This window comes from Streptomyces sp. Rer75, assembly GCF_013414305.1.
Lineage (GTDB): Bacteria > Actinomycetota > Actinomycetes > Streptomycetales > Streptomycetaceae > Streptomyces > Streptomyces himastatinicus.
The window spans coordinates 7,721,405-7,747,451 of record NZ_CP058693.1 but is presented as its reverse complement, the minus strand read 5'-3'; the positions used below and the strand labels follow the sequence as shown (position 1 = coordinate 7,747,451).

Genomic DNA, 26,047 nt, shown 5'->3' with positions numbered 1-26,047 from the left:
GTGTTTCAAAGGGGAATTCACGGCTCCTCATCACATATCCCGGGGGAATATCGAGGAGGCATGAAACTACGTGTGCGGTGCCTACGAAAATATATGCGACCGCGGCGTTACGGAATACCGGCCTCCGCGGCTGTGCCGTCCCCGGCCGCCGCCGTGCCGTCCCCGGCCACCGCTGCGCCCTCCCCGGCGACCGCGCCGTCCGCCCCCTGGCTCTGGCGGCGGGCCGCGATCACCACGTACACGAGCACCCCGGCGAACAGGAACAGCACGCCCTGGTACACCGCCGCGTACCCGGCCCCCGAGACCAGCCAGAAGGAGAAGCCGAAGCCCGCCAGCGCCAGCACCAGGTCCCAGACGAAGCGCCCGGTCCGGACCTCGTCGCGGCGCCCCGCCAGCAGGAAGTACAGCTGCGCGCCCGCCGCCAGGAGATACGGGACCGTCGCCGAGAAGGTGGTGATCAGGACGAGGGTCGCGAAGACGCCGTTCGACCCGGAGGTGTAGTTGACCACGGTGAGCAGCGACGCCAGGATCACGCCGACGAACACCCCGACCGTCGGCACCCCGCGCCGCCGGTTCGCGAACACGGCCGGGAAGAGCCCGTCCTTGGCGGCCGCGTACGGCGCCTGGGCGCTCATCAGGATCCAGCCGTTGAGCGCGCCGACGATGGACACGACGGCGGCCAGCGCGATCAGCGTCCCGCCCCAGGTGCCGCCGAACATCGCGTCGACCGCGTCCGAGAAGGGGGCGGTGGAGTTCACCAGGTCCTTGTGGGCGACGGTGCCGAACACCGACACCGTGCCGAGGAGGTAGACCACGGCCGCGCCGATCGTGCCGAGCACGCTCGCCCGTCCCACGTTCCGCTCCGGGTTCTCCATCTCGCCCGCGCTCATCGACGCCGATTCCACGCCCAGGTAGCTGTAGAGCAGGATCGCGGCCGCCGCCGACATCCCGCCGACCGCGCTGCCGCCGCCCGCGTTGAAGGGGCCGATGTTGGCCGGGTCGAAGTAGAAGAGCCCGACGACCGCGACGAAGAGCAGGGGGATGAACTTCAGCACGGTCGACACGAGTTGTACGGCACCGATCCAGCGCGTCCCCGCGAGGTTCGCCAGCGCGGGCAGCCACAGCGCGAGCAGCGCGATGGCCAGGTCCATGCCCTTGGAGGCGTGCCCGGGGGCCAGCACATGCACATAGCCGACCGCCGCCACCGCGAGCGCCGCGTTGCTGACCCAGGTCATCGTCCAGTACGACCACGCCGACAGGAAGCCCGCGAAGTCGCCGAAGGCGGCGCGGGCGTGGACGTACGGCCCGCCCGTGCTCGGGTCGCGCCGCGCGAGCCGCCCGAAGACGAGCGCGAGCGCGATGGCCCCGACCGTCAGGACGACGAAGGCCAGCAGGCTGAGGGTGCCGTACGGGGCGACGGAGGCGGGGAGCAGGAAGATGCCGCCGCCGATGATGTTGCCCATGACGAGGGCGGTCGCCGTGGGCAGGCCGAAACGGCGCGTGTGGTGCTGGTCGAGCATGCGAATATCGTCATGGACGATGTACGGTGCACCAAATCACCGGGCTTTGTCCGGCAGGAGGGGGTCGGCTGCCGGAAATGGTACGGCCGTGGGGCCCGGAATCCGGGATTCCTGCGCCAGACCCTGCGCACCGTCAGACAAGACCCCCTCGTCCGTCTGCACGGAGACCGCGGAGACCTCGGGGATCTCGGAGACCTCCGGCACCTCCGGCCCGTCCGCCTCCCGCAGCCAGCGCCGCAGCACCGTGTGCACCCGCTCCGCGCCCACCAGCTCCTCCCCCGCCGCGACGGGCGCGGAGAGCTGGACCGGCCACAGCAGAAAGGGGTGGCCCTGCTCGCCGCCGAGCCCGCCGTGCGAGCCGATCTGTTCCTCGAAGGCGTGCACCTCGCCGGTCGCCGCGTCATAGGCCGAGTTGACCATGATGTCGGGGGTGTTCCGGAAGTGCGCGGTCCGCCGTACGGCCTCGGCGGCGCCCGGTCCGAAGACCGCGAGCGGGCTCTCCTTGATCACCCGGCCGGTGTCGAGATGGTGCTCGGCGCCGTTCGCCCCCAGCACCACCGCGCCCTCCGTCTCGGAGCGCACGAGCAGGAAGCCGACGCCGGGGTGGTTGGCGAGGGTGTGCAGCAGCGCGGGATGGCGCCGGTCGACGGCCTCGCGACTCATCCGGCCGGGGACGTCGGGGAACGAGATCAGCCCCAGGTTCCCGGAGGCGAGCACCACCGGCCGGGCCCCTTCCGCGTCCGTGTCGTCCTTCTCGGGCCGGTGGAGCGCCGCCCGCGCCGCCTCGCGCGCCTCCGCCCCGCTCGCCGTACGCCCGGCCGCCTTCGGCACCGGCAGCCCGCACCCGGCGCGCACCAGGTCCTCCAGCGTCAGCCCGTACGCCCCCGCGAAGGTGGCGCCCGGGCTCTGGCCGTGGTCGGACAGCAGCACGATGCGGTAGTCGCGCGGCGCGCGCTCCGCGACCTTGGCGATCAGCGCGATCGACCGGTCCAGGCGGGCCAGCACCTGCTGGGCGTCGCGGCTGCGCGGGCCGGAGTGGTGCGCGACCTCGTCGTACGCCACCAGGTCGGCGTAGATCGCGGTGCGGCCCGACAGGATGTCCCCGCTCACCGCCGCCACCACCACGTCCCGCTCCACGACCGTGGCGAACGCCCGGATGAAGGGGTACAGCCCGCCGCGCCCCACCCGCGGCGACTCCCGGCGCAGCTTGGCCCGCGTGGACTGGCAGAGCTCCCGGAACACCTCCGCCACGAACGAGGCCGCGGTGCGGGTGGCGTTGGCCGGGTCGGAGAAGTACGCGAAGTAGCCGCTGCGGGAGCGGTTGCGCTTGCTGCGCCGCGCCGCGACCGACAGCACCAGCGCGAGTTCGTCGGCGCCCCCGGTGAACAGGTTGCCCCGGCTCGCTCCGTCCACCGTCAGCAGCCCCTCGTGCCCGGCGCGGGCGGCGGCGCGGCGCTGCAACACGGCCGCGCTCGTCGGCCGGTTGCTCACCATCACCTCCCCGCTCTTCTTCTCGTACCAGCGGAAGGCGGGCACGTCCTCGTTCGAGCCGTGCAGGATTCCGAGCTGGCTGGCGCCGGTCTGGCTGGACCAGTCGGTGCGCCACGGCGTGACGGTGTGCGTGCGTCCCACCCACGTCGACACGGTCTCCATGACCGGCGGCTTGTTGTCCCGCGGCCGCAGCGCGTCCCGCAGCACGGCATGCCCCACCCCGTCGAGCTGGAGGAACACCGTCCCCGGCGGCCGCGCCCGGCCCCCGTCCCCGCCGCTGAGCCGTCGTTGACGGTCCGCGAGCCGCGCCAGCCGGCGCCGGTACGCCCCGTCGTCCCGCACGGTCAGGAAGGTGCTGGTCGCCGAGGACGCGGCCGACATCGCCGCCGCCACCACGACCGCCGTCTCCGGGTCCACCGCGCCCCGCCCGTCGGGGATCACGCTGAGCGCGATCAGCAGCATCGACCCGTTCAGCACGAACACCAGCAGCCCCAGCACCAACGCGGGCATCAGCAGCAACGCCCGCACCAGCAGCGGCCACACCAGCGCGCTCAGCACACCGAACGCACCGGCACCGCTGGCGGCGGTGATCGCGATCCGCGTCGCGCTGTCGCCGCCAGCGGCCTGCAACCGGAAATCGGGCAGGATGCCCGCGAGCGCCAGCATCGTGAGCGTCGACACCGCCCACACGGCCGTCACCCGGAGCAGCGCTCCCCCCACGGTCTTCCATCGGGGCTTCTGCACGCCGTGGCCTCACTTCGGATTCCGGTCCGCGCTGGGCGCGCGGACCGATTCCCAGCGTTACACAGCGCGGGTGCGTCCCGGCGGGCACGAGGTGACGGGGAGTGGACCATTCCGCTTACGACATGGTGACGGCCGATACCGGCCGCGACCGTACATCCTCGACCGGCCACCGCGACGGGGCGTGACCGCCGTCAGGCGGAGGTGCGAGACCGGGCGTGGCGGTCGGGGGCCGTCGTGCGTTCGGCCTCGTCCTGGACGAGCCAGGAGAGCAGCGATGCCACGGTCAGTCCGGCTTCGGCCGGGTGGCGCAGCACCTTGCTCGGGTCGATCTGGTACGTGTTGGTGCGTCCCTCCCGGGTGTGGGAGAGATAGCCGTCCCGCTCCAGATCAGAAATGATCTTCTGAACGGCGCGTTCGGTGAGTCGGCAGTGGACGGCGATATCACGGATGCGAGCGTTGTGGTTGTCCGCGATGGCTGCCAGCACCCGTGCATGGTTGGTCAGGAACGTCCATCCGGTGTGCGGCTCGGGCACTTCATCCATGGCCCAACTCTAGCGACTGACCCTACACGCACCCAAAAACACGTAACTCATTTCATGTATCGGTTGACGTGTGTGGGGCAGGTAGGTGAATCTGAAAGCCGAGGCCGGCGATCAGACATGGGGAGGCCACCGTCATGCCGGAACCTGCACAGCCCGTCGCCGAGAAGGGCGTCGGGCACGCGGAGAGCGACGGCGAACCGACGGTGGTCATGCCCTGCCCGGCGGCCAGCGACGTCGCGCCGGACGGCGACCGGATGCGCGTGAGTCTGCGGGGGGAACTCGACCTCGGCGGCCAGCTGCTCCAGGGCGACCTGCACGAAGCCCTGCGCCGGTCGGGAAGCGGCATCGATCTGGACCTGACCGCGTTGCGATTCTGCGACTGCTCCGGCCTCAACATCCTGCTCGACCTGCGCCGGCGGGCCCTTGGCCAGGGCAAGACCGTCATGATCCGCGGCAGCAGCCCGGCCGTCGAGCGGCTGCTGGACGAGACCGGCACTCGGGATCTGTTAGCCCACCCGGGCTCCGCCGGCAAGGGCGCGGCGCCCACCGCCCGCCACGACGCGAACCCACGAGAGGAAACCGGGCAGGATTTGTGCACCGAGGTGCTCCAACTGCGCAGGGCCATGCAGACCCGGCCGACCATCGACCTGGCCCGCGGCATGCTGATGGCCTCCTTCGGCCTGACCCCCGAGGCGGCCTGGAACGTGCTGGTCAAGACCTCCCAGAACACCAACACCAAGCTGCACCGCTTGGCCCGGGACCTGGTCGGCACGATGCAGGGAGGCACCCTGCCCGAAGCGGTCCAGAAGCAGCTGACGGCCGCGGTCGCCGATGCGAACCGCGCGCCCGCCCCGCCGACCCGGTCAGGGGCAGCATTCCCGCACGACAGCGCGTCGTGACCTCGTAGGAGGAGGCAGTCCCTTCGCCTCCACCGGTGAGACCATGGGCGTCGGACTGGGCGTGCGTCCGGCTGCCGAGCCGTAGAGTCATGCGCATGCTGACCTTATTGCCGGGGCGGCGCAGACGCGTCGCCGCTCTCCTCCTGGGCTCCGCCCTCTCCCTGACCGCCTGCGGGGAGCAGCGCGTCACGACGGCTGACGCCCCGAGCGCTCCCCCGAGTTCCAGCCCCAGTCCTTCCGGCGCCTCCCCTTACGTGGAACCCAAAGTCGTCGACGGCGCCCCGCACCACGGCGACAACAACGCCTATCGCCGTCCCGGCGAGATGTCCCCGGCCAGTGCCGAGGACGCACGGAAGGAAGCCGACCGCATCGAGCCCGTGCTCAAGCGGCTGTGGGGCCAGACGAAGTGGGACCCCAAGAGCGTGCGCGCGGCGCTGCTCAAGCTCGGCTACGAGGAGGAGCGCATCGGGCCCAAGGGAGAGCGGCTGGGCGGGAAGCTCACCGTACAGGGGATGGCCTCGCGCTACGAGCGCGACCACTACGTCACCCCCGAGGGCACCCGGGTCGCCCTTCGCGTCCATGACGACGCGTGCGTCACGGCGTTCCTGCAACCGACCAACTTCCAGGTCAGCACCAACGGGCCCTACATGGAGACCGGCTGCTTCGAGCCGCCCTCCGGCCACTGAGGCGGCCTACGACACGGTGACGTCCGGCTCGTCCAGCCACACCCGGTGCCCGTCCGGCGTCACGGTCAGCCCGAACCGGGTGTGGTCCGGCGCGCCCTGCGCCTGCCACCACCGGTACGCGCCCTCCACCGTATCGGCGCCGTCGGTCGGGTCGTACGCGCCGTGGTCGGGGAGCGCCGGCCGCTGGGAGCGCAGCTTCATGAACTCCCCGGGCCGGGTGAAGCGGCCGGTCGCCGTCCCCTTGTGCACGGTGAGCCGGGCGACGGCGTCGGCGTGGGTGAAGTGCGTGCCCCCGGGTGCGACGATGAAGCCGCCGGGACGGGTCTGCTGGATCCACGCCCCGGGGATCGCACGGACCCCCACGGTGGCCAGGACGCGGTCGTACGGTGCGCGGCCCGCGTGCCCCTCCGCTCCGTCGCCACGACGACGGCCGGGTGCCACCCGGCGGTGCGGAGCCGTTCGCCCGCCCGCCGCGATACGGCGGGGTCCACCTCGACGGTGGTGACCCCGCCGCCACTGCCACAGCGGTGCGCCAGGGCCGCCGCCGTCTCGCCCGTGCCGGTGCCGACGTCCAGCACCGTCATGCCGTCGTCCACGGCGAGGTCCTGGAGCAACGCGTAGACGACGGATGGCTTGGAGGAGCTGCTGGTGGATACCCGTCCGGGTTCGGTGCCGGTGTGCTCGCCGTCGTCCCACTGCGTCACGATCGGCGCGTCGCGGTCGGCGGCGGCGTACCAGGCGCCGGGGTCCTCGGCCTTGTGGACGGGCGTGGCCACGTGGGTGTGGGTGTCGAACGGCTACATGAGGTCGGGCAGGAAGGCGGCCCGGTCCACGGCGGCGAAGGTAGCAGCCCAGTCCGCCGCCATAGCCTGCCCCTCCAACAGGGCCCGCCCCAGCGCCTCGCGCCCGGGGCGCGTCACTTGGGCGGATTCGGCACGACGCCCCGTCGTCACGAAGGCGTCAGGCATCGAAGCGATGACGCGCCCCCTCGATGTGACCCAGGTACTGGTGGGTCCAGCCGCATATGGCGTCGACCGTGGCGCGCAGGGCCCGGCCCGGCTCGGTGAGGGTGTACTCGACCCGCGGCGGCACGGTGGGGTGCACCTTGCGGTCGACCAGGCCGTTGCGCTCCAGCATGCGCAGGTTCTGGGTGAGCATCTTGTGGCTGACGCCCTCGACCTCGTTCCGCAGCTCGCTGAAGCGCAGGGTGCGCTCGCCGAGCGCCTCGATGATCAGGAGCGCCCACTTGTTGGCGACGTCCGAGAAGATCTCCCGCGCCAGCGAATCCGCGCGGCGCAGGTCCGCGTCCTCGGGCAGGCCCTTGAGTTGCTGCTTGGTCACCATCAGGTTCCCCAGTCACCGAAAAGTGCGTTCTTCCAGGTCGGCCCTCACTCTCTTACGGTTTCCGAGTAACCGCAAGAGAGCGCACAAGAAGAGAGTGAGAACTGTGACCACCATCGATGTCTTCAACCACAACGTGCCCGCCGAGGACGACTTCGGCTACTCGCAGGCGATCAAGTCCGGCGATCTGATCCACGTCTCCGGACAGCTCTCGCTGGACGAGTCGGGCGACTTCCGCCACGCGGACGACTTCACCGCCCAGCTCGAGCAGACGTACGTCAACATGGACAAGGTCCTGGACCACTACGGCGTCACCCGCAGCCAGGTCGTCTCGCAGACCCTGTACGTGGTGAACCTGCTGAAGAACGCCGCGGCGGTGGCGGAGGGCAACCGAGCGTACTTCGGTGACCACCGCCCCGCCAGTACGGTCCTCGGCGTCACCGAACTGACCTTCCCCGGCCAGGTCATCGAGATCAGCCTCGTCGCCGACACAAAGCTGCCCGCGTGAGCGCCTAGAGGCGGACGCGAGCCCAGACGGTCTTTCCGACGATGCGCTCGCGTACGCCCCACGCCTCGGCGAACGCCTCCACGATCGCCAGCCCGCGCCCCGACTCGGCGTCCGGCGTCGCGTCGCCGAGCCGGGGTAGCCCTCGCGGGGGTCGGACACCTCGACGCCGACCAACTTCTCTGCGTCGTATGCGATACGCACCTCGTAGTACCTCCCGGGTACGCGGCCATGCCGTACCGCGTTCGTCGCCAATTCCGAGACCACGAGCAGCACGATGGGGATGGACCCGGGAGCCACGCCCCACGTGCGGAGAGCGGCCTCGGCGGCGTGGCGGGCGCGGTGGACGGATGGGGGTACGGGCGTAAACCTCTGCTTCCAGCCATGGCAGGGATTTACGTCGTGACTTTGTGCATTCATGCCCCCACTGTCGGTGCAGGTGGCTAGCGTCACCAGTAGCAGAGAGTCGACGGTACGAATCAGCGAGCCTGGTCGAACAGCCGTTGATTGGCGTTGAGTCACGTTGAAAGGCTGACTGAGGTGGCCCAGTCGAAGAAGAAGGACTCGGCATCGCCGACCGCGCAGTACTTCGCCGCTGTGCTGCGGTTATTGCGCCAGCAAGTGGGACTGACTCAGGAAGAGTTGGGTGAACGGATGGGATACGCGGGCTCGGCCGTGAGCGCGGTCGAGACGTGTGCGAAGCCGCCGACGGACGCGTTCATCGAAGCGGCTGATATGGCACTGGACGCGGGAGGGTTGCTGAGGGCGGCCATCAAGCTCCTGCGGCTGGAGCGGTACCCAGTGCACTTCCAGGGCTTCGTACAGCTGGAGCAGGAGGCGGTCAGCGTGTCGTCGTACTGCACGCAGCTGATCGACGGTCTGTTGCAGACCAAGGAGTACGCCCGCGAGGTTCTGGTGCATGCCTTTCCGCCGCTTGAAGAGCAAGAGATCGCCGATCTGACCGAGGCTCGGATGGATCGCAAGGCGCTCCTTGACCGGAAGCCAGGAGCCGTGGTCAGCGTCATTCTGGAAGAGGCGGCGCTGCGGCGGCAGATTGGCGGACCAGAGCTCATGCGTGCGCAATACGCGCACCTCATCGAGTGTGCCGCACGGCCCAACATCGTCATCCAGGTAATGCCGATGAGCCGAGCCGGACACGCGGGGTTGCAAGGGCCCATGAAGCTGATCGAAACGCCGGACGAGACACCCATGGTCTACATGGAGAGCAACGGGAGGAGCATCCTGTTGTCCAAGCCCGACGAAGTGGGCGTCCTATCCCGGCGCTATGCCATGATCAGGTCCCAGGCTCTCGGGCCGGACGAATCCGTAGGCTTCATCGAGCAGTTGATGGGTGAGCTATGAGCAGACTCATGTGGTTCAAGAGCAGCTACAGCGACTCAAGCGGAGGCGACTGCGTCGAGGTCGCCCTCGACTGGCACAAGTCCAGCTACAGCGACAACACCGGCGGTCAGTGCGTAGAGATCGCCCGTACCCCCGCCACCGTCCACGTACGGGACTCCAAGGTCACCGACGGGCCGAACCTTCACATACCCGCCGACGCCTGGTCGAGCTTCCTGACCACCCTCACGCGCTCCAGGTAACCGGCAACCTCCGCACGCCGCGCGTGGACACGCCCACCTTCCACTCCACGTCCGCGTCGGCGAGCCGCAGCCCCGGCAGCCGTTCCAGCAGCGTCCGCAGGGCGATCTGTAGCTCCATCCGGGCCAGCGGAGCGCCCAGGCAGTGGTGGGGCCGTGGCCGAAGCCGATGTGGGTTGCCTCGTGACGGCGCAGGTCGAGGTGAGGAAGTTGGCGATCTGCGTGGCGGTGGTCTCGTGGCCCGCGATGAGTATCGACTCGGCCAACGACAGCAGTTCGTCCTCGGACAGCCGGTCGTCGTTGTCGCGCGCGGCAACGAGGGAGCTGAGCAGATCCTCCTGCGGCGCGGTCCGTCGCTGCTCGACGAGACCGGCCATGTAGTCCCGGTGCAGGGCCCGGTAGCCCTCGTCGTGGACAGGAACGCCTCGGACCACAGACGGAAGTCCTCCCGGTCCTCGACCGGCACGCCCAGCAGCTCACAGATGACCGTGATCGGCAGGGGCAGGGCGAAGTCCTCGACGAGGTCGGTGGGGGCGCCGTCGGCCCGTATCGCGTCGACCAGGTCGTCGGCGATCTGCTGGGCGCGGATGCGCAACCGCTCGATCTGGCGCACGGTGAACGCCTTCGTCACGAGCCGCCGCAACCGGCTGTGCTCCGGCGGGTCGAAGGTGCTGATGGTGCCGGGGCCGGGCGCCTACGGCCGTACGCGCGGCGTGCGTACAAGCGGGGCCAGGTTCAGCTTCTCGGCCGCGAACGGTTACGTCAGAGGCTGGGCGGACGTCATGCATCCTCCTCGGCGGCCGTGTGGGGGAGGTCGGCCACCTCGGTTCGCATTGTCCACGCGGATCACCAGGGAGATCATTAGAGATGCCCCTCACCTTCTGATGCGCGCGCGGCCGCTTTCCAGCTCCTCGCGGGCCACCTCCACGAACGCCTCGCGCCGTTCGCGCTTGACCGGCGACCGCCCCCGCTCACTGCGCATCAGCGCGTGCAGCTCCTTGGTGTAGTCGTGGGCGGCCTGGGCGGCCTCGGTGGAACACACCAGCTCGACCGCCTTCGTCGCCAGCCACAGGTCATGCAGCTTCACGTCCTCGGGGTCGTCGAGGGTCGGCATGCCGAGCTTTCGGCGGTCCAAGACCAGTTCGACCCGCTGGACCGCCTTTAAGAACCCCGATATGGCCTCCTTGCGCTCCGACCGCGCCAGGTCCGCGCGGTGCCGATGGTCGCGCTGCACCTCGACGCGGTTCGCCAGGTGCTGCCCGATGAGGGTCCCCGCCGTCCCGAGCAGAACGCCGATCAGGGCGAGAACCGTGCTGTCCGTAACTCCGTCCACGGCACCTAGCTTTGATCATGATGCCGCCGGTCCGCCAGACCGCTCAGAGCGGCAGCGCGAGCAGCGCCCAGATGAAGCTGCCCAGCCCGATCGCCGCGAAGAGCGCCCCCACCGCGGTGAAGAGCCACCACACGGTGTCGCTCTCCGCCGGGAGCGTCCAGCGGGAGGGATCCGCCGGGTCGTAGCGGACCTCGACCCGGGTGCCGAGGGCGAAGGTCTTCTCGCGGGGGCGGGCCATGTGGAACCGGGTCTCCATGGGCCGGTCGTCGGCCGTGGTCCAGGAGATGACCGGGTAGTAGACGAGGGTCCCGTAGCTCCGGATGGTGCGCCCGCCTTCCGAACCGGGTGTCATGTGGGTCGGTTCCAGGCCGGTCACCACACCCTGCGCACGCGCGCCCGTCCGGAGCAGGGTCCGACGCCGCTGGATCTGGCGGTACATCACCACGCCGAGGACGGTTCCGACCAGGGTGAAGACCAGCGAGAAGATCCAAGGGGCGGGGGAACCAGACATGAAACCTGTTCCGATCGGCAGCGGCGGACAGCGGTGACCCTACCGACGGCACTCCCCGGCGTCGTCCTCCGCGAGCAACGCGTGCACGCGTCGCAGGACGTCGAGGTGGGCCTCGTTGTAGAACTCGACCAATGCCTGCACGACAACCGACTGGGCGATCGCCCCTCCCCAGCGGGAGGAGGCTTCCAGGTCACGCAGGACCGGGTGGTCCTGCTGCTGTTGGCGGACCACGGGCGCGAGGCGTTGCGCGAGCTGTCGGCGAACGTCCTCGGGCGCGTCCGCGGGGAGGGCCTCGAACTGCGCGGCGACGTCGCTGGGAGGCGCTGAGAGCTGCTCCTGGATCGCGGACATCGCCGCGGGGCTGAGAATGCTGGAGTACGCCACCAGCAAGGATCGCTGCCCCTCCGGCAGGTCCTCGGCGAGTGTCTTCACGTCCACCGGCAGGTCGATCGAGGCCCGGTTGTCCAGGATCTCCGCCAGTTCCCGTCGCATCCGCTGCTGGCGTTCGATGCTCGCCGCGAGTTCCGCGTCCAGGGCGCGCAGGATCCGCTCCGCCCTCTCGTCGCCGGCTCCGACCGCGGGGATGTCCGACAGCGGCACGCCGAGGTCGACCAGTCTGCGGATGCGCAGCAGGCGGACCAGGTGCTTGACGCCGTACCGCTTGTAGCCGTTGGCCGCTCGTTCCGGCTCCTCCAGCAAGCCGATCTCGTGATAGTGCCGGACGGTTTTCAGTGTCGTACCCGCGAGTTCGGCCAGCTGACTTGTGCTCCACGCCACCGGGTCATTCAAGACCATGCCCCTGGGGCACGGTCAACGCTCGACCGCGCCGGTCTCTTCACACCAGCGGGACGGTGTTGACCATGCCCTTGGGGCACGGAGTGCGATGGGAGCGACCACAGCCGACGAGACGGGTATGGGGAGACGGAAACATGAAACGACGATGCAGTATCGGCCGGTACGCGGCCCTGGTGACGGCCGTCCTCGGCCTCAGCGGCTCGCTGGTCGCGGCGCCCGCCGTGGCGGACGGGCCACGGGCGCCGCAGGTGCGGTGGGGCACCTGTCCCGAGGACGTCGTGGCCGAGGCGGCTCCGACCGAGCTGCGGTGCGCCACCGTGTCCGTGCCGGTGGACTACGCCGACCCCGGGAGCGCCCGGATCGACCTCATGATCTCCCGGCTGGCCAGTGCGCGCCCGGACAAGCGGCGCGGGACACTCATGCTCAATCCGGGCGGCCCCGGAGGGTCCGGACTGGCGCTGCCCGCGCTGCTCGTGGCCCGGGGCGTTCCTGCCGACGTCCTGGACCGCTACGACCTGATCGGCATGGACACCCGCGGCATCGGGCACTCGGCACCGGTCCGTTGCGGGTTCACGCCGGACGGCCCCTACTTCGCCAACATCCCTCCCTACGCGGCCGACGACGCGGCGGTCACCGCACGGGCGAAGGTCGCCGAGCAGGTGGCCGAGCAGTGCGCGCGCCATGACCGCAACGGATTGCTGCGCCACGTGACCACGGCGAACACCGCCCGCGACCTGGACCGCATCCGGGCCGCGCTCGGCGAGGAGAAGACCAGCTACCTGGGCTACTCCTACGGCACGGCGCTGGGCGCCGCCTACGCGTCGATGTTCCCCGAGCGCTCCGACCGGATCGTGCTCGACAGCAACATCGGCGACACCCACCTCGACCGCGACGGCCTGCGCCGCTACGCCCTCGGGACGGAGCAGTCGTTCCCCGACTTCGCGGCGTGGGCAGCCGCACGGCACGACAGCTACGGCCTGGGCCGTACTCCCGCGCAGGTCCGCAGGACCTACGTCACCCTGGCCGAGCGACTCGACAAGGCTCCGGTGGCAGGCTTCGACGGCAGCCTGTTGCGGCAGTACACCTTCGGCAATCTGTTCAAGAAGACGCAGTACCCCAAGCTGGCCCAGCAGTGGCAAGCGCTGGCAGGCGGCGACGCCACGGCGGCCCGCCGCCTGCTGCCGCAGAACGCCACCGCAGGCGAGGTGCCGTCCTCGTTCGACAACGCCTTGTCGGTTTTCCTCGCCGTGACCTGCAACGACATCAAGTGGCCCGAGAACGTGGACACCTACCGGCACGGCGTCGCCAAGGACCGCGAGCGGTACCCGCTGTTCGGCGCCGCCACCGCCAACATCACGCCCTGCGCCTTCTGGCCGTACGCCCCGGCCGAGCCGCCGGTCGCGGTCGACGACGACGGACCGCGGAACGTGCTGCTCGTACAGAACCTGCGCGACCCGGCGACGCCGCACCAGGGCGGGAAGATGCTCCGCCGGAAGTTCGCGGACCGATCCCGGCTGCTCAGCGTCGACGACACCGGTCACGGCGCCTACGTCCTCGGCGACAACCCCTGCACGCTGAACACCACCACGCGCTACCTGGTCGAGGGCACGATGCCGGAAAAGGACACGCTCTGCCGCGCCGCCCCTATGGTTGGCTGATGCGCTTAGACCGTGTTGCCCGCCCAGCCGATCTCGACGTGGTCCGTGAGTCCTATGACCGCGTGGCCGACAACTACGCCCACATGGTGGAGACGACGGGGCTCGGCGACATCCGTAGGCATCCATGGCTCAAGGCATCGATCGACGCCTTCGCCGACACCGTGAGCGACCTCGGGCCTGTGCTCGACGTCGGCTGCGGACCCGGAACGGTGACCGCCTACCTCGCCGAACGCGGACTCGACGTGTCCGGGGTGGATCTCTCCCCTCGCATGATCGAGAACGCGCGCCGTCTTCATCCCGAATGCCGCTTCAGCGTCGCCTCCGCCACCGACCTCGACCTCGGTGAAGCCTCCCTTGGCGGCGTGCTCGGGTGGTGGTCACTATTCAACCTCCCCCGTGACGTCCTCCCTCAGGTTCTCGCCCTGTTCGCGCGCGCCCTGAAGCCGGGCGGACACTTCATCACCGCGACACACGTCGGCGACGAAGACGCGGTGCGCACCGAGGGCTACGGAGGTGTGCCCATCCGCTGGACGACATACAAATGGCGGCCGGAACACCTCGTGGACCTGATCGAGCAGGCCGGACTGCGCCCGGTCGCCGAACTCCGGCTCCCCGCGGATGAGCAAACGGGGCCGGGTCTGGTCGTCACGGCCAAGCGCCCCGGCTGAGGTGACCGGCATGGACAGGGACACCTTCGGCCGCCCGGACGACTTCGCCGAGGCCGTGGCGAGCGGGCGGCGGCCCGCCGCCGTACGGGCCGGAGGCGACCCCGACGCGATGACGGCCACCGACTACGCCGTCGCCGTGACCGGGCAGTTGGGCTTGATGACCTTTGGGGCCGGGGCGTACGAGTTCGTGACGAACGGCCTCATGACCGGTCTCACCACCGCCGCCCTCGTCGGCTGCGTCGCCATCGCCGCCGCCGTGGCTGCCCTGCACGGCGTGCAGTTCGCACTGCACTCCGGCTCCCGCCGCCGCGCGGCCGGTTGCGGGCTGGCGGCCATCGCCGCCGTCGTCGTCGCCGCTGTCGCGTTGGTCGAGGGGCCCGACACCGTGATCGCACACGTGCCGACGCCCGCCATCGGTGCGCTGGGCGTCCTGCTCCCCTCATGGGTGCTGTTCTCCAAGCCGCCGACCGCCCCCGCCCACGAGCGACTGCCGTCCGAGGCGTGGCTGCGCAAGCTGCCGCGGCTCCTGGAAGGACGCCACGCGCTCCCGCGGGCGCGCGCGGCCGAACTCACCCGGGAAGCGAGCCGCCACCTCGCGGAATGCGGACGTGAGCCCGAGGAGGAATTCGGGCCCGTGGCCGCATACGCACGGCAGCTCGCCGAGGCGGAAGCGCCCCGACAGCACTGGTGGCAGCGGAACGACGTGCGGTCCGCGGCCGGCACCGCGTTCTTCGGCATGTATCTCGTGAACAACCTGCACGACCATGGACCGATGTGGCTGACGCTGGTGGCCGCGATCGGCACGTATGCCAGCACAGCGTCGCTCATCGCCCACCTCCGCCGGAACACCAAGCGCGACCGGCGGGCCGCCTGAGCCGCCCGCGGGACGCCGCGGGCTGGCGCTGCTCAGTGCACGGTGCCGTCCTCAGCCGGGCCCTACTCCGTGCCGAGAATGCGCAGTCCGTGATGGGCCTGGAAGTCCTCGTAGTCTTTGAGGTTGAGCGTGGCCAGCGGCAGGTCGTAAGTGAGGCAACAGGCTGCGATCCACATGTCGTTGACGGGTCGGGGCCGCCCGCGCTGGACACCCGCCGCGGACAGGCGACCCCACATCGCCGCTACCGGCTCATCGCCGGGGAGAATCGGAATACCGGAGAGCCAGTCGGCCAGTTCCTGTCGACTGCGGGTGCCCCAGTGCCGGATCTCTGTCCACTTGGTCAGCTCGCCGAGGGTCACGAAGGTGATCAGTGGCTTGCGACCGATCAATCGGGTAGCAAGCGCCCCCGAGAGCTTGCGCTTGTGCGTGAGCGAGGCGACGTCGGTGTCAAGAATGACGGGTTGCATGGCGGCGGCAGCTCAGGCAGCGTCGTGATGACGCTCGGCGTACGTGAACGCCAGGAACTCCTCCAGCTCCTCGTCCGACTCGAATGTGTCGGCGGCGAGGTCGTCCAGCGACCGGATTGGCTGGGTACCCTTCGCCGCCAGCATCTCTTCCACCGACAGCCGGGGCCTGATCGGCGGATGAAAGGAGTGGTCCGCTTCAGGTGTGCTCATGGGGACCTCCACCGGGGCGCTGCGGGCTGGCGCTGTTCAGCATACGGCGCCGTGCACCAGTAGGCCCCGAATATTCCCTCGACAGGGCATAGCTCGAACAAATGTCCAGTTCAATGAAGGCGCCCGCTTCCGCTGAGTGACCGGCCGTCGCCCGCTCGTTTGAACGGCCCTGGCGGCGGGTGCATGCTCGGTAAGGAGGAGATGGGCGCATGAACGCCGAGGCCCCGCGGACCGCCGTGATCACGGTCGATGAGTTCGGCATCGTCACGGGCTGGAACCGCGGTGCCGAGCGGGCGCTGGGGCATACCGCGGAGGACGCCGTGGGGCGGCGGGCCGGGGAGTTGCTCACCGTGGAGGGCGGGGCGCCGTTCTGGGAGGGGCCGCCGGAGCGGGACGACTGGCTGGGGTGGCTGTCGGTGCGGGGTGCCGATGGCCGGGTGGTGCGGGTGCGCGGGGCGGGGCACCGGCTGATGGATCGCGCCACGCGGGGGCAGTGGGTGCTGGTGGCGTCGGTCGAGGACGCCGCGGGGCCGCTGCCGCAGGAGGTGGAGCGGGCGGTCGTGGACTGGCTGTTCTCCGTGTCCCCGGTGGCCGTGACCATGTACGACACGGATCTCAGGTGCATTCGGCAGAACGCCGCCATGACGCGGATGTCGGGGATCTCGGAGTCCGACCGCAAGGGGCTGCGGCTGCCGGAGGTGTTGACGGGTCCGGACGCGGCGGCGTGGGAGCAGCGGCTGCGCCGGGTGCTGGAGACGGGCGAGACCGCGTTCAGCGGGGAGATGCGGGGTCGGCTGCCCGCGAACCCGGACCGGGACTCGGTGTTCCTGGCCTCGGCGTCCGCCCTGCGGGGCGCGGACGGGGAGACGCTCGGGCTGTGTACGACGGTCGCCGACGTGACCCAGCAGATCCGGTCCCGGGAGCGGCTGACGCTGCTGAACGAGGCGAGCACCCGGATCGGCAGCACCCTGGACGTGATGCGCACCGCGCGGGAACTCGCCGACGCGGTGGTGCCGCGGCTCGCCGACTGGGTGACCGTCGATCTGCTGGAGACGCTGCTCAGGGGCGATGAGCCGGGTCCGTTCACGGGGGTGGTGGCGCTGCGCCGGGCGGCGAACCAGTCGATCATCGAGGGGGCGCCGGAGGCGGTGCGGCAGCCGGGCGAGGTGGACTTCTACCCGCCGTACACGCCCGCCGTGCGCTGCATGGCCACGGGCCGGTCGACCCGGCACCGGGTCACGGACCGGGACATGCGGGACTGGCTGGCCAGGGACCCCGCCCGGGCGGAGAAGTTCCGGGAGTACGGGTTCCAGTCGATCATGGGGGTGCCGATCCGGGCGCGCGGGATGACGCTGGGGATCACCATGTTCTACCGGCGGACCAAGGACCCGTTCACGGAGGACGACCAGCTGCTGGCCGAGGAGCTGGTGGCGCGGGCCGCGATCTGTCTGGACAACGCGCGCCGCTTCGACCGCGAGCGCACCGCCGCGCTCAGCCTCCAGCAGAGCCTGCTGCCGCGGGGCACTCCCGCGCAGGCGGCGGTCGAGACCGCGTCCCGCTATCTGCCCGCGGGGGGCCGGTCGGGGCTGGCGGGCGACTGGTTCGATGTGATTCCGCTGTCCGGGGCGCGGGTCGCCTTGGTGGTGGGCGATGTCGTCGGCCATGGCATCAGCGCGGCGGCCACCATGGGACGGCTGCGCACGGCGGTCCGCACGCTGGCGGATGTCGATCTGCCGCCGGACGAGCTGCTGACGCATCTGGACGATGTGGTGATCCGGCTCGCGGCAGAGACGGGAACGGAAGCGGAAGCGGAGGCGGGGAGCAGCGACGGGGGCGACCCCGCCATCCTCGGCGCCACCTGTACGTACGCGGTCTACGACCCGGTCACCCGCACCTGTTCAGTGGCCCGGGCCGGGCATCCGCCGCCTGCCGTGGTCACCCCGGACGGCGAGGCGCGGCTGCTCGATCTGCCCGCCGGTCCCCCGCTGGGCCTCGGCGGGCTGCCGTTCGAGGCGGTGGAGGTGGAGCTGCCGCCGGGCAGCCTGCTCGCGCTCTACACGGACGGATTGCTCGGCTTCCGCGAACCGGAACGCGAACTGGACGGCGCGCTGGCGGAGTTGTGCCGGACGCTCACCCACCGCGCGCCCTCCCTCGATGCGCTGTGCGACCACGTGCTCGGCGATCTGCTGCCGGACCACCCGGCCGACGACGCCGCGCTGCTCATCGCCCGCACCCAGGCCCTGGGCACGGACCGGTTCGCCGTACGGGATCTGGCGGCCGACCCGGTCACCGTGGCGTCGGCCCGGTCGTGGGCGTCGCGCCGGCTCGACGCCTGGGGTCTCGCGGACGCGTCGTACATCACGGAGCTGGTGGTCAGCGAGCTGGTCACCAACGCCATCCGGCACGCGGAGGGCCCCATTCAGCTGCGGCTGATCCGCGACCGGACGCTGATCTGCGAGGTGTCCGACGCCAGCAGCACCGCGCCCCACATGCGCCGGGCCCGCCTCTCCGACGAGGGCGGCCGCGGGCTGCTGCTGGTCGCCCAGCTCACCCAGCGCTGGGGCACCCGGCACACCCACACGGGCAAGACCATCTGGTGCGAGCAGCTGGTCGGACCGCACCCCTGAACCGGGTCACATCCCTGAACGAGACCTGCGAAAGCGAAGAAACTCGTTCATTGATATGGACACGTCATCAACCCTGGCCTACGTTGACGCCTGGTCTGGACCATGACGACTGGAGGTGGGCACATGCCCGCGTTACGCACGAGGGTCAGGGTGGGCGTCGCCGTCGGCGCGCTCATGGCCGCGCTGACGGGGACGGCGACCGCGCACGGGGCGACGGCGGCCGCCCCGGCCGCCGACCCGACGGACGGCTGGACGCAGAAGTCGTACACGTACAGCATGCAGAAGCCGTACAACCTGGATCTCAGCGAGCGCTACAGCTACAACTCCAGCACCAAGACCCACACCATGTGGGTGAACGCCACCGACGAGCCGTTCGAGGAAGGCAACTCGACCAATCCGCGCACCGAGATGCGCTGGAAGAACGACTACACCTCGGGCAAGCAGATGTGGGACGCCGATGTGTACGTCCCGTCCGGCACCAACGGCGCGGACATCATGCAGATCCTGCGCACCAAGCGCCCGTCCGGGACCCCCGCGACCGACATCATGTTCCGGGCGTCCAGCGCGAACGGCGGCACGCTCAAGCGCTACACCAACGAGACCATCAAGACCGGGATCTACAACACCTGGTGGAACCTGAAGGTCGCCCATGACGCGAGCGCCGGAACGATCCAGGTCTACGCGGACGACAAGCTGGTGCTGACCGCCGACGACCGCGGACCGGCCACGCGCTACTTCAAGAACGGCGTCTACCACCACGGTTCGGGCAAGGCCGAGGCCCGCTTCCGCAACGTGCGCTACTGGGTCAAGTAGTACCGGGTCACGTAGGGCCGTACGTAGGGCCGTACGTCGCACCGGTCGCCGTCGCCCGGCGGCCGGTGCGACACGTCCACAGCGCGCCACGCGCGGGACCGCTTCACCTCGTACGCATCACCCCACGGACCGGCTCAGGACAGCCACTCGGTGTAGTGGGTGGGGGCAAGGCGGGTGTCCCCCTTGGTGGTGAGGGCATCGCCGCGGATGGCGGCGAACATGCCGGCGGTGTCGTCCAGGACGACGGTGCGGCTGTCGGAACGCGCGTCCAGGGTGACCCGGCCGAGTTCATCGAGGGTGAAGACATCGGGCCCGCCGATGTCGCGGGTGCCGTTCAGCGGGGCGCCGACGGCGACTTCGGCGACGGCGTCGGCGACGTCCTGCGCGGCGATCGGCTGGATCGGCGTCGCGGGCAGCCGGACGGTGTCGCCGTCGGTGGTCCAGGACAGGACCGTGTCGATGAACTCCATGAACTGGGTGGCGCGGACGATCGAATACGGAATCGGCCCCGCCTTGAGGATGTCTTCCTGGAGCACCTTGGCCCGGTAGTAGACGAGTTCGGGCACCAGTTCCGCGCCGACGATCGACAGGATGACGGCGTGCCGCACCCCGCACTTACCGGCGGCGGCCAGAAGGTTGTCCATCGAGGTCCGGAAGAACGCCGCAGAGGCGTCGTCAAAGGTCGGGGAATTCGTCAGGTTGACCACGACGTCGGCACCGGAAAGCGCCTCTTCCAATCCCTTTCCGGTGATGATGTCGACCCCCGTGGAGGGCGAACAGGCCACGGCCTCATGGCCGCCCGCCGTCAGGTTCTTCACGACCTTCGATCCGATGAGGCCGGTCCCGCCGAGAACTGCGATCTTCATGGTCACCTTCATTTCCGCGGAGCGCGTCGGTCCTTGCGCTGGGCCAGTTCCTCGTCGTCCACCAGGGTCAACATGGGCCGACCCGGCGCGCACATCATCGTCACGAGGAAACGGCTCCAGGAATCCGTTCGGTTGTTCCCGTCCTGATAGTGGATGACGTCGCCGCCCGGCTCCCAGAACGTCTCTCCGGCCTTGATCACGCGCTCCGGCTCGCCTTCCAGCTCGAAGAGCATTTCCCCTTCGAGCATGTATCCGAATGCGGGACCGGAGTGCCGGTGCGGAGGGGTTCCCGGGTCACCCGGGGGGTATTCGATGAGGACGGTCATCACCTCTGCCCCCTCCGGAATGAAGGGCGGCTTTGCTGTCTGAAGCGTGGTCAGTGCGGTCTTCCACGCTTCGGAGCGTGGTTTCTTGCTCGATTCATCGCTCGACATGAGTCATAAGTAAAGACCGCAGGGGCCTTCTGATGGTGACGACCCGCGCGAGCATTTGTCGGCCGGTGCAGACTCCGGTGCACACTGAGGACATGAGCGGACCCAGGGTGCGGCTTCGCGCGGTGGACCGGGAGGACCTCGCGGTCTTCTTCGACTACCACCGGGACGCGGAGGCCAACCGGATGGCGGCCTTCACCGCCGAGGACCCGGACGACCGGGTCGCCTTCGACGAGCGCTGGGACCGGATCCTCGGCGACGACACCGTGGTCAAGCGGACGGTGCTGTACAACGGGCGGGTGGCCGGGAACGTGCTGGGGTTCGAGCAGTACGGCGATCCGTCCGTCGGCTACTGGATCGGGCGCGAGCACTGGGGCAAGGGGATCGCCACCCGCGCGCTGGCCGCGTTCCTGGAGGAGGTGCCGAGGCGCCCGCTGTACGCACGGGTCGCCGCGGACAACGCGGGCTCGCTGCGGGTGCTGGAGAAGTGCGGGTTCCGGGTGACCCGGGAGGAGCGGGCGTTCGCGACGGCGCGGGGGCGGGAGATCGGCGAACTGGTGCTGGTCCTGGGACGAGCATGACGGCGGCGGGTCAGCCGAGGGCGATGAGCGCGAGGGCCGCCCCGGCGCCCAGCACCCCGGCCACCTGCGGCCGGGTGATCCGCTCCCGCAACACCGTCAGCGCCAGCAGCACCGGCACCGCCGGATAGAGCGCGGAGAGCACGACGGCGACCGACAGCAACTCCTGCCGGGTGGCCAGCAGATACAGGACGGTGGCGAGCGTGCCGAGCGCCCCCGCGGCGGCCGCCGTGACGGCGGCCCGCCAGGGCAGCCGCACGGACGCGCCCACCGCCGGGAGCAGCGCCAGGATGACGGCCACCGACAGCACGCGGCTGACCACCACCGGCCACCACCCGGCGTCGGCGGGAACGCGGGCCAGCGCGAAGAAGTGCACGGCGAGGCCGAGGCCCGCGATGAGGGCGGTGACCAGGGGCGCGGCGGCGCGGCGGCCGGTGGGCGGCTGGGCAGTCGGCCTCTGGGCGGTGGGCATCTGGGCGGTGGGCGTCCGGCCGGTGGGCGTCTGGGCAGTGGGCGCGTGGCCGGTGCCGCCGCGGGAGATCAGCCAGAGGGCCGGGAGCGCCAGGGCGATGCCGGTCAGGGCCGAGGGTGAGGGGCGGTCGCCCAGGAAGGCGATCCCGGCGGCCACCGGGACCCCGACGGCCGTGATGTCGCTGACCGGGACGACCACGCTCATCGGGCCGGTGTTCATCGCCCGGTACAGACAGGCCACCCCCACCCCGGTGCCCACCCCCGACAGGGCGCCCCACGCCAGGGCCGAGGGCGGGGCGGGGGCGGCGTGGGTGAGGAGGACGGGGACCAGGCTCACCGCCGTACCGCCCGCCTGGGCACAGGCGGCGACCGTCACGCCGTGGTGGCGGCGGGAGACCAGACCGCTGAGGAAGTGGGTGGTGCCGAAGCACAGCGCGGAGGTGAGGGCGAGCAGTTCACCCATCGCGGGCTCACTCCTCGCGGGCCGCGGCCTCGCGCTCGGCGGCCGCCGCCCGGTCCGCGGCGCCGACCGGACAGGGGGCGCCCTGGTGGGTGCAGGCGTCGCGGTCGCACATGCGGCACATCCGGTCGGCCGCGCCGCAGCCCTGGTAGAGGCCGTCGAGCAGCTTGGCCAGCAGTCGGCCGAGGTCGTGCACCTCGGTCCGGTCCAGGCCGTGCAGCACCCCGGCGAGGTGCGAGGTACGGGCGGTCAGCAGGTGCTCGGCGGTGCGCCGCCCGTGGGAGGTGGGGTGGACGCCGGTCCAGTTGCCGACCGTACGCCGCCGCTCGACCAGGCCGGACCGCTCCAGCCCGTCGACCATCCGCACCGCGGCGGACTGGGTGAGGCCGACCCGGCGGCCCAGCTCGGTCACGCTCACGCCGGGGTCGGCGTGCAGGACGATCAGGGCGGCGGCCGCGCTCATGCTGAGGCGGGAGGCGGCGGCCGGGGCGGTGAGCAGGTCGTCCGTGACGGCCAGCGCCGCGGCGCCCAGCAGATTCGCCACGCGCTCGATGTCGGGTTCGGTGTCGGTTCGGGTGTCGGTTTCAGCGTCCGAGCCATGCATGACTCATGCATATCCTGCTTCGAGTGACTGCAAACGAGGGCCGCCGGAGTGAGAGGATCGGACCCGACGGTGTGGTACGTGCGCGACGGGAGGCACCGCGTGTCGGTGGAGATCACCTGGTGGGGGCATGCCACCGCGACCGTGCGGGACTCCGGCGTACGGGTGCTGACCGATCCCCTCTTCGTACGGCGGCTGGCCCATCTGCGCCGCCGCCGCGGGCCCGTGCCGCCGCCGGACGCGGCGGTGGCGGACGTCGCGCTCGTCTCGCATCTGCACGCCGACCATCTGCACCTCGGCTCGCTGGCCCGGCTGTGGCCCGGCACCCGGTTGATCGTGCCGTACGGCGCCGGGCGGGCCGTGCCGGGGCTGCGGCGGGTGGCCGCGGCGGGCGACCTGCGGGTCACCGAGGTGCGGCCGGGCGACGAGGTGTCGGTCGGCGACGTACGGATCCGGGCCGTACCCGCCGCCCACGACGGCCGCCGCCTGCCGTTCGGGCCGCACCGGGCGCCCGCGCTCGGGTACGTGCTCCACGGCGAGGCCACCACGTACTTCGCGGGCGACACCGGGCTGTTCGACGCGATGGCGGACGCGGTCGGCCCGTGCGACGTGGCGCTGCTGCCGGTCGGCGGCTGGGGCCCGTACCTGGGCCACGGCCACCTCGACGCGGGCCGCGCCGCCGAGGCGCTGGCCCAGCTGGGGGCGCGCAGCGCGGTGCCGGTGCACTACGGGACGTACTGGCCGATCGGCCTGGACGCCGTGCGGCCGCATGAATTCCACGCGCCGGGCGACGACTTCGTCCGCCACGCGGGGCGGCTGGCCCCCGACGCCTCGGTGCACCGGCTGCGGCACGGCGAGTGCGTGCGGCTGGAGCCCGCCAGGTGATAGGCGAACTGGGCGAGCTGGCACGCACCGTGCCACCGGAGTCGACGCAGCAGGCGGTGGGCTATCCGTCGCTGTTCCTGCTGGTGGTGCTGGGGTCACTGGTGCCGGTGGTGCCGACCGGGGCGGTGGTCAGTTCGGCGGCCGTGGTCGCGATCCACCAGTCCTCGCCGTTCTCGCTGCTGTTCAGCTTCTGCGTCGCCGCGCTGGCCGCGTTCCTCGGGGACCTCGCGCTGTACTGGCTGGGGCGGCGCGGGGTGCGGTCCAAGAACGGCTCGCGGTGGCTGGAGCGCATCCACGACCATGCGGCGCCGGAGCGGCTGGACCAGGCGCGGACGAAGCTCACCGACCACGGGGTGGCGGTGCTGGTCCTGTCCCGGCTGGTCCCGGCGGGCCGGATCCCGGTGATGCTGGCCTGTCTGCTGGCCCGCTGGCCGCTGCGGAGGTTCGCCCGCGGCGCGGCCCCGGCGGCGCTGGCCTGGGCCGGGACGTACCAGCTGATCGGCCTGCTCGGCGGCTCGCTGTTCCGCGAGCCGTGGGAGGGGGTGGTGGCGGCCGTGCTGCTGACGGTGGCCATCAGCGTGGCCCCGGGCGCGTGGCGCCGCGTGGTGCGGCGCCACGGCGCGGGTTAGGTGCGGGTTAGGTGCGGGGCTCCGCCCCCGCACCCCCGCCGGGGCAGCGCTCAGCTGCCCAGGCTCAATACCTCCCGCAGCACCTCCGTCAGCAGCGCGTACGGGTCGGACGCGGCGCGTTCCGCGCGCCAGGCCACGAAGCCGTCGGGGCGGACCAGGACCGCGCCGTCCGGGGCCGTGCCGTGGAGTTCGGCCCAGTCGGTGCCCGGCTCGGGGGCCAGTTCGTGGTCCGGTTCGGTGCCGACGCGGTAGCAGTCGAGGGGGACGCCGAGGGCGTCGGCGGCGCGGCGGCCCGCCTCGTGCCAGGCGGCGCCGCCCGGGCCCGTGAGCAGCACGCAGGTGCGCTCGTACAGGTCGAGGGTGGAGAGCCGGACCCCGCAGCGGTGGACCCACATGTGGGGGGCGCGGCTGCCGGGTTCGGCGGAGATCTCGAAGCGGTCGGGTACGGCGGGGGCGGCCGGGTTGGCGCCGAGGACCGCGCCGTTCACGTAGCGGTAGCCCATGGCGACGGCCATGACGTTGCTCTGCGGGCCCGCGGTGGGCGGGGCGGAGTAGCCGGGGTGGCTGTGCTCGGCCGAGCGGGACGCGGCCCGGGCGCTGGTGGCCTCGGCGACCGGCTGCCGCTCGGTGCCGTACGTCTCCAGCAGGCCGGGACCGGCCCAGCCGCCGAGGACGGCGGCGAGCTTCCAGGCCAGGTTGTGGGCGTCCTGGATGCCGGTGTTGGAGCCGAAGGCGCCGGTGGGGGACATCTCGTGGGCGGAGTCCCCGGCGAGGAAGACGCGGCCGGAGCCGTAACGGTCGGCCACCCGCTCGGCCGCGTGCCAGGGCGCCTTTCCGGTGATCTCGACCTCCAGGTCGGGCATGCCGACGGCGGTGCGGATGTGCTGGGCGCAGCGTTCGTCGGTGAACTCCTCCAGGGTTTCGCCGCGCTCGGGGTGCCAGGGGGCGTGGAAGACCCACTGCTCCTGGTTGTCGACGGGCAGGAGCGCCCCGTCGGCCTCGGGGTTGGTGAGGTAGCACGCGATGAAGCGGCGGTCGCCGACGACGTCGGCGAGCCGCTTGGCGCGGAAGGTGATGGACACGTTGTGGAACAGCTCGCCGTGTCCGCTCTGGCCGATGCCGAGCGCCTCGCGGACCGGGCTGCGGGGGCCGTCGGCGGCGATGAGGTAGTCGGCGCGGACGGTGGAGCGGGCCTCGGTGCGGCGGTCCAGGATGACGGCGGTGACCCCGTCGGCGTCCTGCTCGAAGGAGAGCAGCTCGGTGCCGAAGCGGAGGTCGCCGCCGAGGTCCTGGGCGGCTTTGAGCAGGACGGGTTCGAGGTCGTTCTGGCTGCACAGACACCAGGCGGAGGGGCTGATGCGGGCGGCCTTGCCGCCCGGGTCGATGTCCCGGAAGAGCCAGTTGTGCTCGTCTCCGGCGAGCGACGGGGTCTGCATGATGCCGTGGTTGTCGGCCAGGACGGCGGCCGCCTCGCGGATCGCGGACTCCACTCCGGCGGTGCGGTACAGCTCCATCGTGCGGATGTTGTTCCCGCGCCCGCGCGGGTGGTGGGAGGTCCGTGGATGCTTCTCGACGAGCAGGTGGCCGATCTCCAGACGGCCCAGGAACAGTGAGGCGGACAGGCCCACCAGGGAGCCGCCCGCGATGAGGACGGGGACGCGTTCAGCAGTCTCGGCAAGACGGTTCATCTTGCTGCTATGCCCGGTGTTTCCAGGCCCGTTCGGGGCTCTGACCAGGCGTTCCCTCAGATGGCTCACAAATCTCGCGCCATACGTGGGAGCGCCCCACGATCGGTCTGACGGGCGGCGCATCCAAGGAAGGACGCATCCCCCTAGGAGGAGTGG

Annotated in this window: 28 protein-coding genes and 2 pseudogenes; 13 read left to right on the top strand and 17 right to left on the bottom strand. The window is 71.0% G+C overall.

The features are described 5' to 3' along the window. Nucleotides 1–107 precede the first annotated feature (107 nt). The 3 genes from HYQ63_RS33410 to HYQ63_RS33400 all read right to left on the bottom strand — a co-directional run bounded on the left by HYQ63_RS33410 (nucleotide 108) and on the right by HYQ63_RS33400 (nucleotide 4,297). Complete coding sequence (locus tag HYQ63_RS33410) at nucleotides 108–1,520, bottom strand: amino acid permease (protein ID WP_179937500.1); 1,413 nt, start codon at nucleotides 1,518–1,520, stop codon at nucleotides 108–110. 36 nt (nucleotides 1,521–1,556) lie between these two features. Next, complete coding sequence (locus tag HYQ63_RS33405) at nucleotides 1,557–3,755, bottom strand: phage holin family protein (protein WP_257232305.1); 2,199 nt, start codon at nucleotides 3,753–3,755, stop codon at nucleotides 1,557–1,559. 191 nt (nucleotides 3,756–3,946) lie between these two features. Then, a complete protein-coding gene (locus HYQ63_RS33400; RefSeq protein ID WP_179937499.1) occupies nucleotides 3,947–4,297 on the bottom strand; it encodes a helix-turn-helix domain-containing protein in 351 nt (116 codons plus the stop codon). 134 nt (nucleotides 4,298–4,431) lie between these two features. Here HYQ63_RS33400 and HYQ63_RS33395 point away from each other — a divergent pair, with 134 nt between their 5' ends. Together HYQ63_RS33395 and HYQ63_RS33390 are read left to right on the top strand one after the other, a co-directional pair. Continuing rightward, nucleotides 4,432–5,196 (top strand): ANTAR domain-containing protein, encoded by a 765-nt coding sequence (locus tag HYQ63_RS33395; RefSeq protein WP_179937498.1) that lies wholly within the window; start codon nucleotides 4,432–4,434, stop codon nucleotides 5,194–5,196. Between the two features lie 95 nt (nucleotides 5,197–5,291). Then, nucleotides 5,292–5,882 carry a hypothetical protein gene (locus HYQ63_RS33390; RefSeq protein ID WP_179937497.1) on the top strand — a complete coding sequence of 197 codons (591 nt, stop codon included), beginning with the start codon at nucleotides 5,292–5,294 and terminating at the stop codon, nucleotides 5,880–5,882. 6 nt (nucleotides 5,883–5,888) lie between these two features. Here HYQ63_RS33390 and HYQ63_RS33385 read toward each other — a convergent pair. Next, nucleotides 5,889–6,748 (bottom strand): annotated as a pseudogene (locus tag HYQ63_RS33385) (methyltransferase domain-containing protein). Nucleotides 6,749–6,842: 94 nt separating this feature from the next. Continuing rightward, nucleotides 6,843–7,226: a helix-turn-helix domain-containing protein gene (locus tag HYQ63_RS33380; RefSeq protein WP_179937496.1), complete on the bottom strand. Its 384-nt coding sequence runs from the start codon at nucleotides 7,224–7,226 to the stop codon at nucleotides 6,843–6,845. A gap of 103 nt (nucleotides 7,227–7,329) precedes the next feature. On the opposite strand from HYQ63_RS33380, the gene HYQ63_RS33375 reads away from it, so the two are divergent. Beyond that, complete coding sequence (locus HYQ63_RS33375; protein ID WP_179937495.1) at nucleotides 7,330–7,731, top strand: RidA family protein; 402 nt, start codon at nucleotides 7,330–7,332, stop codon at nucleotides 7,729–7,731. Nucleotides 7,732–7,902: 171 nt separating this feature from the next. On the opposite strand, the pseudogene HYQ63_RS46140 reads toward HYQ63_RS33375, so the two are convergent. Next, nucleotides 7,903–8,148 (bottom strand): annotated as a pseudogene (locus HYQ63_RS46140) (ATP-binding protein); the annotation flags it as partial. A gap of 120 nt (nucleotides 8,149–8,268) precedes the next feature. Between HYQ63_RS46140 and HYQ63_RS33365 the strand changes: the two are divergent. Both HYQ63_RS33365 and HYQ63_RS33360 read left to right on the top strand, forming a co-directional pair. Further along, entirely contained in the window at nucleotides 8,269–9,090 is an 822-nt protein-coding gene (locus HYQ63_RS33365) for a helix-turn-helix transcriptional regulator (protein ID WP_257232303.1), read from the top strand. Beyond that, nucleotides 9,087–9,329, top strand: a complete 243-nt coding sequence (locus HYQ63_RS33360; RefSeq protein ID WP_179937494.1) for a DUF397 domain-containing protein — start codon at nucleotides 9,087–9,089, stop codon at nucleotides 9,327–9,329. Before HYQ63_RS33365 ends, HYQ63_RS33360 begins: the two co-directional genes overlap by 4 nt. On the opposite strand, the gene HYQ63_RS45045 is transcribed toward HYQ63_RS33360, so the two are convergent. The 4 genes from HYQ63_RS45045 to HYQ63_RS33340 all read right to left on the bottom strand — a co-directional run bounded on the left by HYQ63_RS45045 (nucleotide 9,313) and on the right by HYQ63_RS33340 (nucleotide 11,947). Next, a complete protein-coding gene (locus HYQ63_RS45045; RefSeq protein WP_257232302.1) occupies nucleotides 9,313–9,447 on the bottom strand; it encodes a hypothetical protein in 135 nt (44 codons plus the stop codon). The genes HYQ63_RS33360 and HYQ63_RS45045 overlap by 17 nt on opposite strands. Before the next feature lie 753 nt (nucleotides 9,448–10,200). Then, nucleotides 10,201–10,659, bottom strand: a complete 459-nt coding sequence (locus tag HYQ63_RS33350) for a hypothetical protein (protein ID WP_123103838.1) — start codon at nucleotides 10,657–10,659, stop codon at nucleotides 10,201–10,203. Between the two features lie 43 nt (nucleotides 10,660–10,702). After that, nucleotides 10,703–11,170, bottom strand: a complete 468-nt coding sequence (locus tag HYQ63_RS33345; RefSeq protein ID WP_179937493.1) for a DUF3592 domain-containing protein — start codon at nucleotides 11,168–11,170, stop codon at nucleotides 10,703–10,705. A gap of 39 nt (nucleotides 11,171–11,209) precedes the next feature. Beyond that, complete coding sequence (locus HYQ63_RS33340; RefSeq protein ID WP_179937492.1) at nucleotides 11,210–11,947, bottom strand: MerR family transcriptional regulator; 738 nt, start codon at nucleotides 11,945–11,947, stop codon at nucleotides 11,210–11,212. A 152-nt stretch (nucleotides 11,948–12,099) separates the two neighbouring features. On the opposite strand from HYQ63_RS33340, the gene HYQ63_RS33335 reads away from it, so the two are divergent. Genes HYQ63_RS33335 through HYQ63_RS33325 form a run of 3 tightly spaced genes read left to right on the top strand, consistent with a single transcriptional unit; the run spans nucleotide 12,100 to nucleotide 15,165 of the window. Continuing rightward, nucleotides 12,100–13,623: an alpha/beta hydrolase gene (locus HYQ63_RS33335; protein WP_179937491.1), complete on the top strand. Its 1,524-nt coding sequence runs from the start codon at nucleotides 12,100–12,102 to the stop codon at nucleotides 13,621–13,623. Next, nucleotides 13,623–14,291: a class I SAM-dependent methyltransferase gene (locus HYQ63_RS33330; protein WP_179937490.1), complete on the top strand. Its 669-nt coding sequence runs from the start codon at nucleotides 13,623–13,625 to the stop codon at nucleotides 14,289–14,291. Before HYQ63_RS33335 ends, HYQ63_RS33330 begins: the two co-directional genes overlap by 1 nt. Nucleotides 14,292–14,301: 10 nt before the next feature. Continuing rightward, entirely contained in the window at nucleotides 14,302–15,165 is an 864-nt protein-coding gene (locus HYQ63_RS33325) for a hypothetical protein (RefSeq protein WP_179937489.1), read from the top strand. A 62-nt stretch (nucleotides 15,166–15,227) separates the two neighbouring features. Here the strand turns inward: HYQ63_RS33325 and HYQ63_RS33320 are convergent, their stop codons facing one another. Next, a complete protein-coding gene (locus HYQ63_RS33320; RefSeq protein WP_179937488.1) occupies nucleotides 15,228–15,632 on the bottom strand; it encodes a type II toxin-antitoxin system VapC family toxin in 405 nt (134 codons plus the stop codon). A gap of 12 nt (nucleotides 15,633–15,644) precedes the next feature. After that, on the bottom strand, nucleotides 15,645–15,842 hold the full coding sequence (locus tag HYQ63_RS33315) for a hypothetical protein (RefSeq protein WP_179937487.1): 198 nt from the start codon (nucleotides 15,840–15,842) through the stop codon (nucleotides 15,645–15,647). 209 nt (nucleotides 15,843–16,051) lie between these two features. Here HYQ63_RS33315 and HYQ63_RS33310 point away from each other — a divergent pair, with 209 nt between their 5' ends. After that, on the top strand, nucleotides 16,052–18,469 hold the full coding sequence (locus tag HYQ63_RS33310) for a SpoIIE family protein phosphatase (protein WP_179937486.1): 2,418 nt from the start codon (nucleotides 16,052–16,054) through the stop codon (nucleotides 18,467–18,469). Nucleotides 18,470–18,592: 123 nt separating this feature from the next. Beyond that, entirely contained in the window at nucleotides 18,593–19,282 is a 690-nt protein-coding gene (locus tag HYQ63_RS33305; protein ID WP_179937485.1) for a polysaccharide lyase family 7 protein, read from the top strand. A gap of 134 nt (nucleotides 19,283–19,416) precedes the next feature. Here the strand turns inward: HYQ63_RS33305 and HYQ63_RS33300 are convergent, their stop codons facing one another. After that, a complete protein-coding gene (locus HYQ63_RS33300) occupies nucleotides 19,417–20,148 on the bottom strand; it encodes an SDR family oxidoreductase (protein WP_179937484.1) in 732 nt (243 codons plus the stop codon). 8 nt (nucleotides 20,149–20,156) lie between these two features. Further along, entirely contained in the window at nucleotides 20,157–20,582 is a 426-nt protein-coding gene (locus HYQ63_RS33295) for a cupin domain-containing protein (RefSeq protein ID WP_179937483.1), read from the bottom strand. A gap of 92 nt (nucleotides 20,583–20,674) precedes the next feature. On the opposite strand from HYQ63_RS33295, the gene HYQ63_RS33290 reads away from it, so the two are divergent. Continuing rightward, complete coding sequence (locus HYQ63_RS33290; RefSeq protein ID WP_179937482.1) at nucleotides 20,675–21,160, top strand: GNAT family N-acetyltransferase; 486 nt, start codon at nucleotides 20,675–20,677, stop codon at nucleotides 21,158–21,160. A 10-nt stretch (nucleotides 21,161–21,170) separates the two neighbouring features. Here the strand turns inward: HYQ63_RS33290 and HYQ63_RS33285 are convergent, their stop codons facing one another. Next, nucleotides 21,171–22,091, bottom strand: coding sequence for a DMT family transporter (locus HYQ63_RS33285; RefSeq protein WP_179937481.1), 921 nt, complete (start codon nucleotides 22,089–22,091; stop codon nucleotides 21,171–21,173). A 7-nt stretch (nucleotides 22,092–22,098) separates the two neighbouring features. Beyond that, nucleotides 22,099–22,692, bottom strand: a complete 594-nt coding sequence (locus HYQ63_RS33280; protein WP_179937480.1) for a MarR family winged helix-turn-helix transcriptional regulator — start codon at nucleotides 22,690–22,692, stop codon at nucleotides 22,099–22,101. A gap of 99 nt (nucleotides 22,693–22,791) precedes the next feature. Between HYQ63_RS33280 and HYQ63_RS33275 the strand changes: the two genes are divergently transcribed. Both HYQ63_RS33275 and HYQ63_RS33270 read left to right on the top strand, forming a co-directional pair. Then, nucleotides 22,792–23,574: an MBL fold metallo-hydrolase gene (locus HYQ63_RS33275; protein ID WP_179940758.1), complete on the top strand. Its 783-nt coding sequence runs from the start codon at nucleotides 22,792–22,794 to the stop codon at nucleotides 23,572–23,574. After that, the gene (locus HYQ63_RS33270; protein ID WP_257232301.1) at nucleotides 23,571–24,203 is read left to right on the top strand and encodes a DedA family protein; all 633 of its coding nucleotides are present in this window, start codon (nucleotides 23,571–23,573) and stop codon (nucleotides 24,201–24,203) included. Before HYQ63_RS33275 ends, HYQ63_RS33270 begins: the two co-directional genes overlap by 4 nt. 50 nt (nucleotides 24,204–24,253) lie before the next feature. Here the strand turns inward: HYQ63_RS33270 and HYQ63_RS33265 are convergent, their stop codons facing one another. Next, nucleotides 24,254–25,891 carry an FAD-dependent monooxygenase gene (locus tag HYQ63_RS33265; RefSeq protein WP_179937479.1) on the bottom strand — a complete coding sequence of 546 codons (1,638 nt, stop codon included), beginning with the start codon at nucleotides 25,889–25,891 and terminating at the stop codon, nucleotides 24,254–24,256. Nucleotides 25,892–26,047: the final 156 nt, after the last annotated feature.

Coding starts and splice junctions, on each gene's coding strand:
- HYQ63_RS33410 (WP_179937500.1), bottom strand. CDS start 1,520: ATGCTCGACCAGCACCACACGCGCCGTTTCGGCCTGCCCACGGCGACC.
- HYQ63_RS33400 (WP_179937499.1), bottom strand. CDS start 4,297: ATGGATGAAGTGCCCGAGCCGCACACCGGATGGACGTTCCTGACCAAC.
- HYQ63_RS33395 (WP_179937498.1), top strand. CDS start 4,432: ATGCCGGAACCTGCACAGCCCGTCGCCGAGAAGGGCGTCGGGCACGCG.
- HYQ63_RS33390 (WP_179937497.1), top strand. CDS start 5,292: ATGCTGACCTTATTGCCGGGGCGGCGCAGACGCGTCGCCGCTCTCCTC.
- HYQ63_RS33380 (WP_179937496.1), bottom strand. CDS start 7,226: ATGGTGACCAAGCAGCAACTCAAGGGCCTGCCCGAGGACGCGGACCTG.
- HYQ63_RS33360 (WP_179937494.1), top strand. CDS start 9,087: ATGAGCAGACTCATGTGGTTCAAGAGCAGCTACAGCGACTCAAGCGGA.
- HYQ63_RS45045 (WP_257232302.1), bottom strand. CDS start 9,447: ATGGAGCTACAGATCGCCCTGCGGACGCTGCTGGAACGGCTGCCGGGG.
- HYQ63_RS33345 (WP_179937493.1), bottom strand. CDS start 11,170: ATGTCTGGTTCCCCCGCCCCTTGGATCTTCTCGCTGGTCTTCACCCTG.
- HYQ63_RS33335 (WP_179937491.1), top strand. CDS start 12,100: ATGAAACGACGATGCAGTATCGGCCGGTACGCGGCCCTGGTGACGGCC.
- HYQ63_RS33330 (WP_179937490.1), top strand. CDS start 13,623: ATGCGCTTAGACCGTGTTGCCCGCCCAGCCGATCTCGACGTGGTCCGT.
- HYQ63_RS33325 (WP_179937489.1), top strand. CDS start 14,302: ATGGACAGGGACACCTTCGGCCGCCCGGACGACTTCGCCGAGGCCGTG.
- HYQ63_RS33320 (WP_179937488.1), bottom strand. CDS start 15,632: ATGCAACCCGTCATTCTTGACACCGACGTCGCCTCGCTCACGCACAAG.
- HYQ63_RS33315 (WP_179937487.1), bottom strand. CDS start 15,842: ATGAGCACACCTGAAGCGGACCACTCCTTTCATCCGCCGATCAGGCCC.
- HYQ63_RS33310 (WP_179937486.1), top strand. CDS start 16,052: ATGAACGCCGAGGCCCCGCGGACCGCCGTGATCACGGTCGATGAGTTC.
- HYQ63_RS33305 (WP_179937485.1), top strand. CDS start 18,593: ATGCCCGCGTTACGCACGAGGGTCAGGGTGGGCGTCGCCGTCGGCGCG.
- HYQ63_RS33300 (WP_179937484.1), bottom strand. CDS start 20,148: ATGAAGATCGCAGTTCTCGGCGGGACCGGCCTCATCGGATCGAAGGTC.
- HYQ63_RS33295 (WP_179937483.1), bottom strand. CDS start 20,582: ATGTCGAGCGATGAATCGAGCAAGAAACCACGCTCCGAAGCGTGGAAG.
- HYQ63_RS33290 (WP_179937482.1), top strand. CDS start 20,675: ATGAGCGGACCCAGGGTGCGGCTTCGCGCGGTGGACCGGGAGGACCTC.
- HYQ63_RS33285 (WP_179937481.1), bottom strand. CDS start 22,091: ATGGGTGAACTGCTCGCCCTCACCTCCGCGCTGTGCTTCGGCACCACC.
- HYQ63_RS33280 (WP_179937480.1), bottom strand. CDS start 22,692: ATGCATGGCTCGGACGCTGAAACCGACACCCGAACCGACACCGAACCC.
- HYQ63_RS33265 (WP_179937479.1), bottom strand. CDS start 25,891: ATGAACCGTCTTGCCGAGACTGCTGAACGCGTCCCCGTCCTCATCGCG.